At 66.2% G+C, this 14826-nt stretch carries 12 protein-coding genes and 1 pseudogene; 5 read left to right on the forward strand and 8 right to left on the reverse strand.

Annotated elements, in window-relative coordinates:
- Positions 1–23: 23 nt before the first annotated feature.
- The 3 genes from rph to hemW are packed head-to-tail and all read left to right on the forward strand — an operon-like array spanning position 24 to position 2643.
- Positions 24–755, forward strand: coding sequence for a ribonuclease PH (rph, locus tag LO55_RS12540; RefSeq protein WP_071361690.1), 732 nt, complete (start codon positions 24–26; stop codon positions 753–755).
- A 60-nt stretch (positions 756–815) separates the two neighbouring features.
- Positions 816–1406, forward strand: coding sequence for an RdgB/HAM1 family non-canonical purine NTP pyrophosphatase (rdgB, locus tag LO55_RS12545; protein ID WP_005665933.1), 591 nt, complete (start codon positions 816–818; stop codon positions 1404–1406).
- A 1-nt stretch (position 1407) separates the two neighbouring features.
- Positions 1408–2643 (forward strand): radical SAM family heme chaperone HemW, encoded by a 1236-nt coding sequence (hemW, locus tag LO55_RS12550; RefSeq protein WP_071361691.1) that lies wholly within the window; start codon positions 1408–1410, stop codon positions 2641–2643.
- Positions 2644–2646: 3 nt separating this feature from the next.
- Here hemW and LO55_RS12555 read toward each other — a convergent pair whose 3' ends face one another.
- From LO55_RS12555 to LO55_RS12570, 4 genes are all read right to left on the reverse strand, one after another.
- The gene (locus LO55_RS12555; RefSeq protein ID WP_143054513.1) at positions 2647–3489 is read right to left on the reverse strand and encodes a zinc-binding metallopeptidase family protein; all 843 of its coding nucleotides are present in this window, start codon (positions 3487–3489) and stop codon (positions 2647–2649) included.
- A gap of 217 nt (positions 3490–3706) precedes the next feature.
- Positions 3707–5155: an efflux transporter outer membrane subunit gene (locus LO55_RS12560; RefSeq protein ID WP_005665946.1), complete on the reverse strand. Its 1449-nt coding sequence runs from the start codon at positions 5153–5155 to the stop codon at positions 3707–3709.
- The gene (locus LO55_RS12565; protein ID WP_071361693.1) at positions 5152–8310 is read right to left on the reverse strand and encodes an efflux RND transporter permease subunit; all 3159 of its coding nucleotides are present in this window, start codon (positions 8308–8310) and stop codon (positions 5152–5154) included. The genes LO55_RS12560 and LO55_RS12565 overlap by 4 nt, the downstream gene beginning before the upstream one ends.
- 23 nt (positions 8311–8333) lie before the next feature.
- Positions 8334–9632 carry an efflux RND transporter periplasmic adaptor subunit gene (locus LO55_RS12570; protein ID WP_229410135.1) on the reverse strand — a complete coding sequence of 433 codons (1299 nt, stop codon included), beginning with the start codon at positions 9630–9632 and terminating at the stop codon, positions 8334–8336.
- 191 nt (positions 9633–9823) lie between these two features.
- Here LO55_RS12570 and LO55_RS27010 point away from each other — a divergent pair.
- Positions 9824–9997, forward strand: a pseudogene (locus LO55_RS27010) (TetR family transcriptional regulator); the annotation flags it as partial.
- Between the two features lie 27 nt (positions 9998–10024).
- Positions 10025–10441 carry a TetR family transcriptional regulator C-terminal domain-containing protein gene (locus tag LO55_RS12575; protein ID WP_229410251.1) on the forward strand — a complete coding sequence of 139 codons (417 nt, stop codon included), beginning with the start codon at positions 10025–10027 and terminating at the stop codon, positions 10439–10441.
- A 61-nt stretch (positions 10442–10502) separates the two neighbouring features.
- Here LO55_RS12575 and tal read toward each other — a convergent pair whose 3' ends face one another.
- The 4 genes from tal to LO55_RS12595 form a co-directional block, all read right to left on the reverse strand.
- A complete protein-coding gene (gene tal, locus LO55_RS12580) occupies positions 10503–11432 on the reverse strand; it encodes a transaldolase (protein WP_071361696.1) in 930 nt (309 codons plus the stop codon).
- Positions 11433–11458: 26 nt separating this feature from the next.
- On the reverse strand, positions 11459–11956 hold the full coding sequence (gene msrC, locus LO55_RS12585; protein ID WP_005665956.1) for a free L-methionine (R)-S-oxide reductase MsrC: 498 nt from the start codon (positions 11954–11956) through the stop codon (positions 11459–11461).
- Between the two features lie 28 nt (positions 11957–11984).
- Entirely contained in the window at positions 11985–12983 is a 999-nt protein-coding gene (locus LO55_RS12590) for a hypothetical protein (RefSeq protein ID WP_071361697.1), read from the reverse strand.
- 101 nt (positions 12984–13084) lie between these two features.
- The gene (locus LO55_RS12595; protein ID WP_083415313.1) at positions 13085–14803 is read right to left on the reverse strand and encodes a S41 family peptidase; all 1719 of its coding nucleotides are present in this window, start codon (positions 14801–14803) and stop codon (positions 13085–13087) included.
- Positions 14804–14826 lie beyond the last annotated feature (23 nt).

Consider the following 14826-nt stretch of genomic DNA (forward strand, 5'->3'; position numbering starts at 1 on the left):
AAGCAAACAAGAAAGCAACCATCATGACATTTGAACAGCGCCCCAGCGGCCGCGCGGTCGACCAGCTGCGTCCCGTCTCCATTACCCGCAACTACACGCGCCACGCCGAAGGCTCGGTGCTGATCGAGTTCGGCGACACCAAGGTGATCTGCACCGCCAGCATCGAAGAGAAGGTGCCGGGCTTTTTGAAGGGGAAGGGCCAGGGCTGGCTGACCGCCGAATACGGCATGCTGCCGCGCTCGACCCACAGCCGCATGGACCGCGAAGCCGCGCGCGGCAAGCAGAGCGGCCGCACCCAGGAAATCCAGCGCCTGATCGGCCGCTCGCTGCGCGCCGCCTTCGACCTGGAAGCCTTCGGCGAGCGCACGCTGCACCTCGATTGCGACGTGATCCAGGCCGACGGCGGTACCCGCACGGCAAGCATCACCGGCGCCATGGTGGCGGCCCATGACGCCTTCGGCAAGCTGGTGGCGGCCGGCCTGATTCCGGCGATCCCCGTGCGCCATTTCGTGGCGGCGGTATCGGTGGGCGTGTATCGCGGCGAGCCGGTGCTCGACCTCGACTATCCGGAAGATTCGGATTGCGATACCGACATGAACGTGGTGATGACCGAGGCCGGCCACTTCATCGAAGTGCAGGGCACGGCCGAAGGCGCGGCCTTCGACCGCGCCGGCATGAACCGCCTGCTGGACCTGGCGCAGCAGGGCATCGCCGACCTGATCCACCTGCAGAAGCAGGCCTTGCGGCTCCTGTGACCTGCATGGGGGGGGGAAGCCGGTAAAATAGCCGGCTTATCCAATCCAATCCGCATAACCATGACCCAACGCCTGATCCTCGCCTCCAATAACGCCGGCAAGCTGAAGGAGTTCGCCCAGCTGCTCGGCCCCATCGGTTTCGAACTGCACCCGCAGGGCGAATTCGACGTGCCGGAGGCGGAAGAGCCGTTCGGCACCTTCGTCGAGAACGCGCTGGCCAAGGCGCGCCACGCGTCGCGCCTGACCGGCCTGCCGGCGCTGGCCGACGACTCGGGCGTGTGCGTGAATGCGCTCGGCGGCGCGCCGGGCGTGTACTCCGCACGGTTCGCGGGGGAGCCGAAATCGGACGCCCGCAACAACCAGAAGCTCGTCGCCGACCTGGCAGGGCTTGCCGACAAATCGGCCTATTACTATTGCGTGCTGGTCTACGTGCGCCATCCGGACGATCCGCAGCCGGTGATCGCCGACGGCCGTTGGAATGGCGAGATCATCGCCAATCCGCGCGGCGAGAACGGCTTCGGCTACGATCCGCATTTCCTGATCCCGTCGCTCGGCAAGACCACCGCCGAGCTGGCGCCGGAACAAAAGAACGCACTGTCCCACCGCGGCCAGGCGCTGCGCGCGCTGGTCGAGAAACTGAAGTCCGCCTGACATGATCCCGATTAAAGTCGCCGCCCCCGGGCCGGGCGAGCCGCGTTCGCCGGCCAGCGCCGCGCTGCAATACCTGCAGCCGGGCGCGCTCAACCTCTCCGCCTTGCCGCCGCTGTCGCTGTACGTGCACTGGCCCTGGTGCGTGCGCAAATGCCCGTACTGCGACTTCAATTCGCACGAGGCGAAGGGAGAGTTGCCCGAGCAGGCCTACCTGGACGCGCTGCGCCTCGACCTGGAGCAATCGCTGCCGCTGATCTGGGGCCGCAAGATCCACACCGTCTTCATCGGCGGCGGCACGCCGAGCCTGATGTCGGCCGCCGGCCTGGACCGCCTGATGTCCGACCTGCGCACCCTGCTGCCGCTGGAGCTGGACGCCGAGATCACGATGGAAGCCAATCCCGGCACCTTCGAGGCCGAGCGCTTCAAGAGCTACCGCGCGAGCGGCATCAACCGGCTGTCGATCGGCATCCAGAGCTTCAATCCGGCGCACCTGAAGGCGCTGGGCCGTATCCATGACGGTGACGAAGCGCTGCGCGCGGTCGAGATCGCGAAGAACACCTTCGAGAACTTCAACCTCGACCTGATGTACGCGCTGCCGTCGCAGACCCTGGAAGAGGCACGGCGCGACCTGGAAACGGCGCTGTCGTTCGCGCCGCCGCACCTGTCGCTGTACCACCTGACGATGGAACCGAACACGGTGTTCGCCAAGTATCCGCCGGCGCTGCCGGACGACGACCTGAGCGCCGACATGCAGGACATGATCGCCGCGGTGACGGGCGCCGCGGGCTACGAACACTACGAAGTCTCGGCCTATGCCCAGCCGGGCCGGCGCGCGCGCCACAACCTGAACTACTGGAAGTTCGGCGACTACCTCGGCATCGGCGCCGGCGCCCACTCGAAGCTCTCGTTCCCGCACCGCGTGCTGCGCCAGGCGCGCTTCAAGCAGCCGGCGTCGTTCATCGAGGCCGCCAGGCGCGGCAATCCGGTGCAGGAAGAACACGAGATCGGCCGCGCCGACATGGGTTTCGAATTCATGCTCAACGCGCTGCGCCTGACCGGCGGCTTCGATCCGAACCTGTTCGGCGAACGCACCGGCATGAACATCGGCGCCATCACGAAGGCGCTGAACGAGGCCGAGGCGAAAGGGCTGATCTACCGCGACCACAAGCTGATCAAGCCGACCGAGCTGGGGCAGCGCTTCCTGAACGACCTGCAAGAGATGTTCCTGGCCGAGTAAGGCCTAGATTTCCACCGCGCCGGCCAGCGCCTCCAGGGTGCGGGAGAGGCCGCCGACGATGCGCGCCATGCCGTCGTAGTCGTTGCCATCCTGCGTCCGGTTTTGCTCCTGGTCGGGCTCAGCGCCGGCGTGGAAATAAGGAAAGCGCAGGAAGCCGGCATCGGTGATCACCAGCGCAGGCCCGTCTTCCGGCCCGCTGCCATGCCCCGACAGGGTGAGCCCCATCACGTGGGCCGGCGCCGCCAGTCCTTGCCGGGCTTGCATCGGATCGTTGCGCAAGGCGGCCAGCGCCTGGCGCACCTGGGTCGACGATTCGCGCGTTCCAATGAAGGCCATGAAGTTGCCGCCATCGCGGCGCGCGGCGATGGCGCGCCGGTCCGCTCCTGCGGCAGGTTCATCATTCACGAAAAAGACGAAGCGGACTTCGGTGCCGTAGGCGGGATGCAGCGTCGTGGCCGCGCGCGCCAGTTCGAGCACGGCGGCGGCGCCGGCGATCCCCGCAGGGGAGTCCTGGTCGAGGTGGGCGCCGACGATGAAGGTGCGGGCGGGGCGCTCGCCGGGCGCCAGCCTGGACACCGCCACCTCGATGCTGCGGCCCGGATGCGCCGCGTCGCCGCCTTGCCGCACGCGAGGAGCGTAACCGTAGCGCCGCAGCGAGGTTTCGACATGGCGCAGCGCGCTGTATGGCGTGGCCGACGCGGCGGACGCCAGCGCCTGGGTGTGCATCTGCAGGCGCATCGCCAGAGGCGGCACGCTCGACCTGGTGTCGAGGGTCACCAGGGCCAGCACGATCGCCAGCAGGATCGCGAGGATGACTTTCCAGTGTGAGTTGAAAAAATTGCGCATGGCGTCACACTGCGCCGCGGGGCGCATCGTCGACAGTCGATGGGGCCAGTGTATCCAAATCGCTGGCCGCGCGCCCCGCCGCGCTGGCAATTCCGCGTTACAACTTGGACAAGACGCGCCTTGCCGGTCCAGACGACGCCCCGGACGGGAGGGCGCGCAATAAAAAACCGGGCCACGCGGGCCCGGTTCCGTGATCACGACAGGTGTCGCGCAGTGCTTAGCGCGCCGCCACCGGCGTGGCGCCGTCGGCCGGCGCCGCCGGCTCCGTCCATCCGCCACCCAGCACGCGATACAAGGTCACCTGATTCTGCAAGCGCAGCAGATTCGCCTGCACCGACAACTGCTGCGACTGGAACAGCGAACGCTGCGCATCGAGCAGGTCGAGGTAGCTGGCCGCGCCGCTGCGGTAACGCAGGTCGGACAGGTTGAAGCGGTCGGCTTCGGCCTCGGTCACCGCGGCTTGCGCGCGCAGCTGTTCGCTGAAGGTCGCCTGGCCGGCCAGCGCGTCCGCCACTTCGCGGAACGCGGTCTGGATCGATTGCTCGTACTGCGCCACCGCGATGTCGCGCTGGGCCCTGGCGCTGCCCAGCGTGGCGCTGTTGCGGCCATAGTCGAAGATCGGCAGGATCGCCTGCGGCGCGAAGGTCCAGCCCCAGGTGCCGCTGTCGAACAGGCCCGACAGCTCGTTGCTGGCGCTGCCGGCGGTGCCGGTCAGCGTGATGCGCGGGAAGAAGTTCGCGCGCGCCGCCCCGATGTTGGCGTTGGCCGCGATCAGCTGCTGCTCGGCCGAACGGATGTCGGGACGGTTGGTCAGCAGGTCGGACGGCAGGCCGGCCGGGATGTCGGGCAGCTCGGTCTTGGCCAGCGTGGCGCCGGCGCTCACGTCGGCCGGCAGCGGGCCGCCGACCAGCAGCGTCAGCAGGTTGATGTCCTGGGCCCGCAGGCGCTGCTGCTGGGCCAGGGTGGCGCGGGCCGTCTCGACCAGCGAACGCGATTGCTGCAGTTCCAGGCGCGAGGCCACGCCGTTCTCGAAGCGCAACTGGGTCAGCTTGTCCGATTCCAGGCGCGTGTTCAGCGTGTCTTGCGTGATGCGCAGCAGCTCTTCGTCGGCCAGCAGTTGCAGCCAGGCGCTGGCCACCGACGAGATCAGGCTGATCTGGGTGGCCTTGCGCGCCTCCTCGGTCGCCAGGTATTGCGCCAGCGCCGCTTCGGACAGGTTGCGCACCCGGCCGAACAGGTCGAGCTCGAAGGCCGAGACCGACAGGCCCGACTGGTACACGCTTTCGATCGGCTGGTCTTCGCCGGTGGTCTGGCGGTTGCCGCTGATGCCCAGGCCCACGCTCGGCAGGCGGTCGGCGCGGGTGATGCGGTATTGCGCACGCGCCTGTTCGATATTGGCGATCGCCACGCGCAGGTCACGGTTGTTCACCAGGGCCGCATCGATCAGCGAACGCAGGCGGGCGTCGGTGAAGAACGACTGCCAGGCCACCGTGGCCGGGGCGGCGTTCAGCACCGGGCTGGTCGACTCGGTCGCCGCCTTCGGGGTTTCCGGGAAGGCCGCAGCCACCGGGGCCGCCGGACGTTCATAGTCCGGCGCCAGCGAGATGCAGCCTGCCAGCGTCATCGCCAGTGCCAGCGGCGTCGCCAGTTTGATGTGCTTGATCATGGTTTGCTTCCTTCTTCTACATGCTTCTGATGTTGAGTCGCGTACATCTTCTGCTGGCGGTCGCTGCCCTTGAAGAGCGTGCGGACCACCACGAAGAAGACCGGCACGAAGATCACGCCCAGCACGGTCGCGGTGATCATGCCGCCCATCACGCCGGTGCCGATGGCGCGCTGCGATGCCGAACCGGCGCCGCCTGCGATGACCAGCGGCAGCACGCCGAGGATGAAGGCCAGCGAGGTCATGATGATCGGGCGGAAGCGCAGGTGCGCCGCTTCCAGCGCCGCCTCGTACGGCGTCTTGCCCTCGGCCTGCAGGTCCTTGGCGAATTCAACGATCAGAATCGCATTCTTCGCCGCCAGGCCGATGATGGTGATCAGGCCGACCTTGAAGTAGACGTCGTTCGGCAAGCCGCGCATATTGGCCGCGATCAGCGAGCCGAGCACGCCCAGCGGCACCACCAGCATCACCGAGACCGGGATCGTCCAGCTTTCATACAGCGCGGCCAGGGCCAGGAACACCGCCAGCAGCGAGAAGGCGATCAGGATGCCCGCGGTCGAGCCGGACAGGATTTCCTCACGCGACTGGCCGGTCCATTCGAAGGCGAAGCCGGCCGGCAGCTGGGCTGCCAGGCGCTGCATCTCTTCCAGCGCATCGCCGCTCGAATAACCCGGAGCCGGCTCGCCGGTGAGCTTCATCGCCGGATAGCCGTTGTAGCGGTTGGTCTGCATCGGGCCGGTGGTCCATTCGGTGGTCGCGAACGACGACAGCGGCACCGGCTGGCCCTGGGTATTCAGGGCGTTGATGCGCAGCAGGTCGTCCGGCTGCATGCGCTGCGGCGCATCGGCCTGCACGATCACGCGCTGCAGGCGGCCGGCGTTCGGGAAGTCGTTCACATACGACGAACCCAGCGAGGTCGACAGTGCGGTATTGATCGCGCCGAAGGTCACGCCCAGGGCTTGCGCCTTGTCGCGGTCGATGTTCAGCTTGAGCTGCGGCGCGTCTTCCAGGCCTTCCGGACGCATGCCGGTCAGGACCTTGCTCTGCATGGCCATGCCCAGCATCTGGTTACGCGCGGCCAGCAGTGCCGCGTGGCCGTTGCCGCCACGATCCTGCAGGCGGAACGAGAAGCCGGTGCCGGTGCCCAGTTCCGGGATCGGCGGCGGGCTCACCACGAAGATGAACGAGTCGCGCACCGCGCCCATGTGGCCGGTGATGCGGCCGGCGAACGATTGCGCGTCCTGGCCTTGCTCCTTGCGATCGTCCCATGGCTTCATTGGAATGAACGCGAGACCCATGTTCTGGCCCTGGCCCGAGAACGAGAAGCCGGTCACGGCCACGATGTTGGCGGTCTCGGGCTGCTTCATCACGAACTCTTCCAGCGAACGCAGCACGGTGCCGGTACGCTCGGCGGTGGCGCCTGGCGGCAGCTGGATGTTGGCGATCACATAGCCCTGGTCTTCGTTCGGCAGGAAGGCGTTCGGCATGCGGGTGAACATCAGGGCGACGATGGCGACCAGCAGCGCGAACACGACCATCCAGCGGCCGGCGCGCTTGAGGATGGCGCCGACGAAGCCTTCATATTTCTTGGCGCCGGCCGTGAAATTGCGGTTGAACCAGCCGAAGAAACCCTTCTTGTCCATGTGATGGCCGGCTTCGACGGGTTTCAGCAGGTGCGCGCACAACGCCGGGGTCAGGGTCAGCGCCAGGAAGGCCGAGAAGCCGATCGAGGTCACCATCACGACCGAGAACTGGCGGTAGATGTTGCCGACCGCGCCGGCGAAGAAGGCCAGCGGCACGAACACGGCGATCAGCACCACGGTCACGCCGATGATGGCGCCCGAGATCTGGCCCATCGCCTTGCGCGTCGCTTCCAGTGGGGGAAGACCTTCCTCGCTCATGATGCGCTCGACGTTCTCGACCACCACGATCGCATCGTCGACCACGATACCGATCACCAGCACCATGCCGAACATGGTCAGCACGTTGATCGAGAAGCCCAGCGCCAGCAGGCAGGCGAACGAGCCCAGCAGTGCGATCGGCACCACGATGGTCGGGATCAGCGTGTAGCGGATGTTCTGCAGGAACAGGTACATCACCAGGAACACCAGCACGATCGCTTCGAACAGGGTGTGCACCACTTGCTCGATCGAGATGTCGATGAAGGTGGTCGAGTCGTAAGGAATCGAGTACTTCATGCCTTTCGGGAAGTACTTCTGCAGTTCCGCCATGCGCGCCTTGATCAGCTCCGCCGTCTCGAGGGCGTTGCCCGACGGCGCCAGCTGCACGCCGATACCGGCCGACGGCTTGCCGTTCAGGCGCGCGGTGGTGGCATAGGCCTGGCCGCCGATCTCGATGCGCGCCACGTCCTTCAGGCGCACGGTCGAGCCGTCCGGATTCGCGCGCAGCACGATGTTGCCGAACTGTTCGACGTTCGACAGCTGGCCGGTGACGATCACGGTGGCGCTGATCTGCTGGCCCTTGGCGACCGGCAGGTCGCCGATGGTGCCGGAAGCGACCTGGGCATTCTGCTGCGAGATCGCGGCGGTGACGTCGGCCGGCGACAGGTTCAGGCCGACCAGCTTGGTCGGGTCGATCCAGACGCGCATCGCCTTCTCGGTGCCGAACAGCTGGGCCTGGCCAACGCCGGTGATGCGCTGGATTTCAGGCAGCACGTTGCGCGAGGCATAGTCGCCCAACTCGATGTTGCCGATGTTCGGGTCATCCGACGACAGGATCGTAAACAGCAGGAAGTTCGAGCGCGCCTGGTCGACGCGCACACCCTGCTGGGTCACCGCCGGCGGCAGGCGCGGGGTGGCGCGCGACAGGCGGTTCTGGACGTCGACCTGGGCCAGGTTCGGGTCGGTGCCGGTCTCGAACGAGACGGTGATCGAACCGGTGCCGTTGGCCTGGCTGGTCGATTCCATGTAAATCATGCCTTGGGCGCCGTTCATCTCGCGTTCGATGATCGAGATGACGGAGTCTTCGAGCGTCTGCGCCGATGCGCCCGGATAAGCGACGTTGATGACGATCGAGGGTGGCGCCACGGTCGGGTATTGCGCGATCGGCAGCTGCTTGATGGCGACGCCACCGAGCACCATGATGAATAGCGCGATCACCCAGGCAAAAATCGGGCGGTCAATAAAAAAACGTGCCATTGGAAAGTCCTATTCCTGTGTTCTTAGCGGCTGCTGTCGGCCGGCGTGGTCGCGCCCGCGACCGGCGAACCGGCATCCGGGGTGCGGGTATCGCCGGCGCCGGCGGTGGCAGCCGCCTTGGCGCCGGCCGCGTTCGGCTGGGCCGCCGTCGCGCCTGCCTGGGCCGGCGCCTGCTGGGCGCCTGCCGGCGTCCACTGCACCGGCTTGACCGGGGTGCCCGGCGGCAGCATCTGCAGCTTCTGGAAGCCGTCGACCATCACTTTTTCGCCTTCCTTCAGGCCGCCGGTGACGACCCAGTTCTCATCCTGCTGCGAAGCGATCTGGATCTGGCGCGGGACCGGCTTGTTGTCGGCGCCGATGACGGTCACGGTGTCGCCGTTCTGGCCGCCGCGGGTGACCGCCTGCTGGGGAATCAGGATGCCGTTCGGCAGCGAAGCCTGGGCAATGCGCACGCGCACGTACTGGCCCGGGAGCAGGGCGTTGTTCGGGTTCGCCACGGTGGCGCGCAGCGTGACCTGGCCGGTGCCCTGGTCGACGGTCACGTCCGAGAACAGCAGCTTGCCGCGCTGCGGCAGGGCGGAGCCGTCTTCCAGCAGCACGGTGACCGGCACGTCGTTGGCGCCGCCGCCTTGCTTCCTCAGGCGCTGCAGCTCGGTGGCCGACTGGGTGATGTTGAGGTACATGGTGTCGGTCTGCTGGATCAGGGCCAGCTCGGTCGACTGGGTCGCCGACACCAGCGCGCCTTCGGTCACCAGCGCGCGGCCGATGCGGCCCGTGATGGGAGCGTTCACATTGGTGTAACCAACATTGATCTGGGCAACGCGCAACTGGGCCTTGGCTGCGGCGACTTCGGCCTCACCTTGCTTCTGGGCGGCGACGGCGTTGTCGAATTCCTGTTTGCTGACGGCATTGGCTTCGACCAGCGGCTTGTAGCGCTCGGCGATGGCGCGCGAGGCTACCAGGTTGGCTTCGGCGCGCGCGACATCGGCGCGCGCTGCGGCGAGCTGGGCCTGGTAAGGCGCCGGGTCGATGGTGAACAGCGACTGGCCCTGCTTGACGATGCTGCCCTCGGTGAAGGAACGCTTGAGCACCACGCCGTCGACACGGGCGCGAACCTGGGCGGTGCGGATCGGTTCCACGCGCGCCGGCAGTTCGTTCTGCAGCGCGACGGTCTGGAAGGCGGCGGTGACGACGCCGACTTCGGGCGCCGGCATCTGCTGGCCGGCGGGGGCGCCGGCCTTGGCCGGATCGTCTTTCTTGCCGCAGGCAGACAGCAGGACCACCGCAGCCATGGTGGCCGCCGCGACCCGGGTGAGGGACATGGATGAGGAGTTGGCAGAGCGCATTACGTGTGCATCCTTCTAGTTAGAAATACTTGCCGATGTCACATCCCAGTCACTAACATATGCACGGGATGCGAGATCAACGCTGGCTTTTGCAAATAGTTTTATATACTATCACGACTGTATGTAAAATGTTTAAGCACCTTTAATTCGAGGGTTACTCAAAAGAAATGGTTCGCAGGACGAAGGAAGAAGCAGCGGCGACCCGCGACAGCATTCTTGATGCAGCAGAGATCTTGTTCGCAAAACAGGGCGTTTCGCGAACGACATTACAGCACATCGCGACTGCGGCGGGTGTAACGCGCGGGGCGATTTATTGGCATTTTGTCGACAAGGGCGCGCTGTTCAGCGCGATGATGGATCGCGCCACGATGCCGATGGACACCGCCATCCAGCAGCTGGGCGAGCGCGAGGTCGCCGACCCGTTGCAGCGCTTGCGCGACGAGCTGATGGCGGTGCTGCACATCGTCGTCAGCGACGAGAAGGCGCGCCGGGTGTTCGAGATCGCCACCCTCAAGACCGAGTTCACCGACGAGGTCGACTCGGCCCGCGTGCGCAAGCGCGAAGCGGTGGCCGAGTGGCGCACGCGCATGGAAGCGCAGCTGACCGAGGCGCGCGCGAACGGCCAGTTGCCGGCCAGCGTCGACCCGCACAATGCGGCGACCTGCATGTGGATCATGCTCGACGGCCTGCTGCGCAACTGGCTGTTCGACCTGGAATCGTTCGACCTGATGGCGCTGGGCGGGGAGGTGATCGATACCTTCCTGGCGGGGTTGAAGGCGCGCTGAAGGCGTAACCCCCCAATAAAAAACCCGGCCGCGGCCGGGTTCGTCGTTAACGCGGTGGCGTTTAACGCATGCCTTCGATCATCTGCTTGAGCTTGAGCGAATCGGCGACGAAGGCGCGGATGCCTTCGGCCAGCTTCTCGGTGCCCATCGCGTCTTCGTTCAGCATGAAGCGGAAGGTTTTTTCGTCCATCGCGATCTTCTCGATACTGATGCTCTCGTCTTTGCTCAGCTTGCGCTCGACCGGCGCGTCGCTGTCGGCCAGCTTTTGCAGCAGGTCGGGCGAGATCGTCAGCAGGTCGCAACCGGCCAGCTCCAGGATCTGCGAGGTATTGCGGAAGCTCGCGCCCATCACTTCGGTGTCGTAGCCGAACTTGCGGTAGTACTGGTAGATGCGCTTGACCGACTGCACGCCCGGATCGTCGGCGCCTTGATAGTCGGTGCCGGTCGATTTCTTGTACCAGTCATAGATGCGGCCGACGAACGGCGAGATCAGCTTGACGCCGGCTTCGGCGCAGGCCACCGCCTGGCACAGCGAGAACAGCAGGGTCAGGTTGCAGTGGATGCCGTCTTTCTCCAGAATCTCGGCGGCGCGGATGCCTTCCCAGGTCGACGCGATCTTGATCAGGACGCGTTCGCGCGACACGCCGTTCTTTTCATACAGGGCGATCAGCTCGCGGCCCTTGGCGACGGTCGCTTCGGTATCGAACGACAGCGCGGCATCGATCTCGGTCGAGACGCGGCCCGGCACGTACTTCAGGATCTCGACGCCGAAAGCGATCAGGAGGCTGTCGACGATCGCTTCGGTCGACGCGCCCGGCGCATCGGCGATCGCCTTTTCCAGCAGCGGACGGTATTCCGGCTTTTGCACGGCCTTCAGGATCAGCGACGGGTTGGTGGTCGCGTCCTGTGGGGCATAGGCCTTGATCGACTGGAAGTCGCCGGTGTCGGCGACCACGGTGGTGTACTGCTTGAGCTGTTCGAGTTGGTTCATGTGGGTCTCTGGATGGTGTGGCGCAATTAGAAATCGGTGGCGGCAATGAATGCCGCGAGCATGGCTTCGAGGCCGGCGCGATCTTCTTCCGAGAAACGGTCCGGCTTCGGGCTGTCGATATCGAACACGCCAATGAGCTTGTCATCCTTGATCACCGGAATGACGATTTCCGAGGCGGACGCCGAATCGCAGGCGATGTGGCCTGGGAAGGCATGCACGTCCGGCACCACGATGGTCTCGCGCTTGACGGCGGTCGTGCCGCAGACGCCGCGGCCGAACGGGATGCGGGCGCAGGCGGGTTTGCCCTGGAACGGGCCGACCAGCAGGTCCTGGCCTTCGCCTTTTTTCGAGGGAACCGTGAAGTAGAAGCCGGCCCAGTTCAGGCTTGATAACGTGTCGTAGACCAGGGCCGAGAACTGGGAAGCATTGGCGGTCAGGTCGCGCTCGCCCTCGAGGACGCTGGTGACCTGGCGCACCAGCAGGTCATAGTCGGGACGGTCGCTGCGTTCGGGATTGATATGCATGTCAGGCGAAAATGCTGGTCGAAAACCGCTATTTTACAGCCACCGCTGCCGCAGGCGCTCCGGGCTCCGGCGGTGTCATCGAAATAACCATCCTGAACCGCTGGCGCAGCCTCGGCTTGCCGTCGGGGAGCTTGCCAGGACGATAATGCACGTCGACCTGCAGGCGCTCGCCGTTCACCCGCAGGCGTTGCAAGGTCGCTTCGGCGCGCGCGTCGAGCGGCATCGCGACCTCGGTCTGGAACAGGTGCTTGCCGGTCGGGTCCAGCAGGTCGAGCAGCAGGTGCGCGCCGTCGCCCGACGCCACCAGGATGAAGTTGCCGGTGCAGGCAAAGCTGTCGACGTCGGACCAGGGCCGGAACGACCACGCGCCGGCATCGAACTGCCGGGGCGACGCCGCCGTCTCGATCCGGTAGGAAGGCGGACAGCCATCGCCTCCATGGATGGGAGGGTCGATGCGGCCGGCCCGGAGCGCCGTGTGCGTGACGGGCGCTGCGCCGTACGATGGCTGGTCGAGCCGGCCGCCGGCCGGGGCCGCCGTGCCCAGCACCCTGCGCACGAACGCCATGGCCTCTTCGCCGACCGGGACGCGTCCGGCCTCGATCTGCCGGGCGCGCAGGTATTTCCGGCCGAGCAGTTCTTGACTGTCGCGGTCGTGGATGGACAGGCTGGTGATGCGGTCAAGTCTTTCTTCGGACCGGTCCGCGTGTTCCTCGACCACGTAGCGCGCGCGGACGTCGCCGCGGGGATGCACGACGAAGCTGCCCGGACCGGCACGGCGATAGACCTTGTCGAGATATAGCACGGACGGATAGTTGGCCCACAACGCGTCGTCAAGGCCGAACAGGGGCTGGAATGGACCCGCGCCGGGCTGGTCGAAGCCGATGTGGCGCAATTCGACGTTCTCGACGCCGCTCACGGCGCGCATCACGATCGGCGCGGGCAACTGCAGCTCGGACTTGGCCATGCACATCGTCAGGGCGCCGGCCGCAACGAGGGTCGACAGGAGTAGCTTGTAGAACGTCGGCATTTAACTAGTCAGGACCGATCGGCCATTGAAAGATCGAGATCCATGGGTTGATCGGCAAGGGTCAGGAACCGCCCATTCTAGACCAAATGCGTTTCTTGCCGTCAGCGCAGGCCCCTGAGATGGGCCAGTGCCCGCTCCAGCACCGGGTCCACGCCCTTGCGGATCGACTGCACGGTCGGCCCGGCTTCGATGTCCGGCTTCAGGCCGCGGCCGACGAACGTTCCGCCGTCGGGCAGCAGGTCGCGTTTGATGCAGATGCGTCCCCAGCCGCCGCCCGGCAAGCGGATGCTCATCGGCTGGCCGGTGCTGCCGCTGGTCGTGGCGCCGATCGTGGCGCCCCGCCCCAGAGCATTGAAGGCAAGGACGAAATCTTCGGCGGCCGAGAAGGTGGCGGCGCTGGTCAGCACCGCCACCGGTCCTTCGTAGACATCGCCGTCGCGGCTGTGCGCAGGCGCGGAGCGCGCCACCGGTTCCCATGTCACCAGGCGCGATTGCGCGCCCGCCACGATGCTGGTGCCGCGCATGAAGCTCATGGCGCGCGGGATTGCCTGCCGGGTCAGGTGTTCGAGTATGCGCTCGCCATGGACACCCGAGCCGCCGCCGTTCCTGCGCACGTCGATGATCAGGCCCTTGGCGTGCATGATCTGCGGCAGGGCTTTCGTGAATGCATTGACGCCCTCGTCGCTCTCGAAATGGTCGAGCGAAATATAGGCGACGTCGCCCGCAAGCATGCGGAATCCGAATTTTTCATGGCTGTTCAGGTCTTGCTCGCCGCGCGCAACGCTTTCTTCACGCTGGCGTCCGGCACTGTCGCGCAGGGTCAGGCGCACCGGCCGGGCCGCGTCGCCCGCCAGCAGCTGGTAGGAATAAGTGCGCAGCGCGTGATCCTGCGGCGTCGAGCTGCTCACGAACGGCGCCACCTTCTCTTCGGCATGACGCTTGACCGGCACGCCGTCGACGGCGACCAGCTCGTCGCCGATCTTCAGCCGTCCCGCCAGCGCGGTGCTGTTCACGGCGACCACCAGCACGGTGTCGCCTACCAGGTCCGTCACGATCGGCGGGCGCGCGTAAAAGCGTTCTTCCAGTTCTTGCGGGGCAAAGATATTGGTGTGGCCGTCGCGCAAAAGCGGCGCCAGCTGCATCAGCACCTGGTAATAGTCGGCGGTGGTTTCCGCCGCCATCACCCTGGGCAGGAATTCGAGATAGGTCTTGTTCCAGTCCAGTTCCGGCGCATTGTCGAAGTGGACGAAGTACTGCCTGGCATCGGACCAGAATTGCGTCAGGCCGGCGATGCGTTCCTCCACCGGAAGTCGTTCGCGATAAGGGGAGTCGGCGCCAAGATCCTTCAGCATGCGCTGCGGGGTGGTGGAAGTGCGCAGGATGGCCTGGAAACGAGGCTCGCCGCGGATCGCCGCGAACGCTTCGTCGCCCAGCACGGCCACCATCGCGTCGCCCAGCCAGCCGTAATCGAGCATGCTCTCCAGCGCATCGAGCGCCTTGCCGGTATTGCCCAGCCGGAGATGGATGATGGCCAGCTCACGTTGCACGTCCAGGCCGCGGAAGTACAGGGCGCGGGAACCGGTGCCAAGGTCGCGGGTCAGGGGCGTGTCCAGCCAGGCGAGCAGTTGCTCGAGGCGCGACGCCGCCTGTTCGAGGCTGGCCCGGTCCGGGTGGTCCTTGAGCGCGGCACTTACCTCGTTGCGCACCGTTTGCGCGTAGTCGTAACTGGCCTGGGCCGGAGAATAGCCGAGCTGCTCGCCGGCCCCGGCGGGCAGGGACAGGATGGCGCAAAGGAGAAATGCAAGGGGATGACGGGGCATCGAGGTACTCGGCAGTTGGTATG

Origin of the sequence: Massilia timonae (assembly GCF_001866515.1) — a bacterium.
GTDB classification, from domain to species: domain Bacteria; phylum Pseudomonadota; class Gammaproteobacteria; order Burkholderiales; family Burkholderiaceae_D; genus Telluria; species Telluria timonae.

What these genes read in the sequence shown, in the direction of transcription:
- rph (WP_071361690.1), top strand. Translation starts at nt 24, where the DNA reads ATGACATTTGAACAGCGCCCCAGCGGCCGCGCGGTCGACCAGCTGCGT.
- rdgB (WP_005665933.1), top strand. Translation starts at nt 816, where the DNA reads ATGACCCAACGCCTGATCCTCGCCTCCAATAACGCCGGCAAGCTGAAG.
- hemW (WP_071361691.1), top strand. Translation starts at nt 1,408, where the DNA reads ATGATCCCGATTAAAGTCGCCGCCCCCGGGCCGGGCGAGCCGCGTTCG.
- LO55_RS12555 (WP_143054513.1), bottom strand. Translation starts at nt 3,489, where the DNA reads ATGCGCAATTTTTTCAACTCACACTGGAAAGTCATCCTCGCGATCCTG.
- LO55_RS12560 (WP_005665946.1), bottom strand. Translation starts at nt 5,155, where the DNA reads ATGATCAAGCACATCAAACTGGCGACGCCGCTGGCACTGGCGATGACG.
- LO55_RS12565 (WP_071361693.1), bottom strand. Translation starts at nt 8,310, where the DNA reads ATGGCACGTTTTTTTATTGACCGCCCGATTTTTGCCTGGGTGATCGCG.
- LO55_RS12570 (WP_229410135.1), bottom strand. Translation starts at nt 9,632, where the DNA reads ATGTCCCTCACCCGGGTCGCGGCGGCCACCATGGCTGCGGTGGTCCTG.
- LO55_RS12575 (WP_229410251.1), top strand. Translation starts at nt 10,025, where the DNA reads ATGCCGATGGACACCGCCATCCAGCAGCTGGGCGAGCGCGAGGTCGCC.
- tal (WP_071361696.1), bottom strand. Translation starts at nt 11,432, where the DNA reads ATGAACCAACTCGAACAGCTCAAGCAGTACACCACCGTGGTCGCCGAC.
- msrC (WP_005665956.1), bottom strand. Translation starts at nt 11,956, where the DNA reads ATGCATATCAATCCCGAACGCAGCGACCGTCCCGACTATGACCTGCTG.
- LO55_RS12590 (WP_071361697.1), bottom strand. Translation starts at nt 12,983, where the DNA reads ATGCCGACGTTCTACAAGCTACTCCTGTCGACCCTCGTTGCGGCCGGC.
- LO55_RS12595 (WP_083415313.1), bottom strand. Translation starts at nt 14,803, where the DNA reads ATGCCCCGTCATCCCCTTGCATTTCTCCTTTGCGCCATCCTGTCCCTG.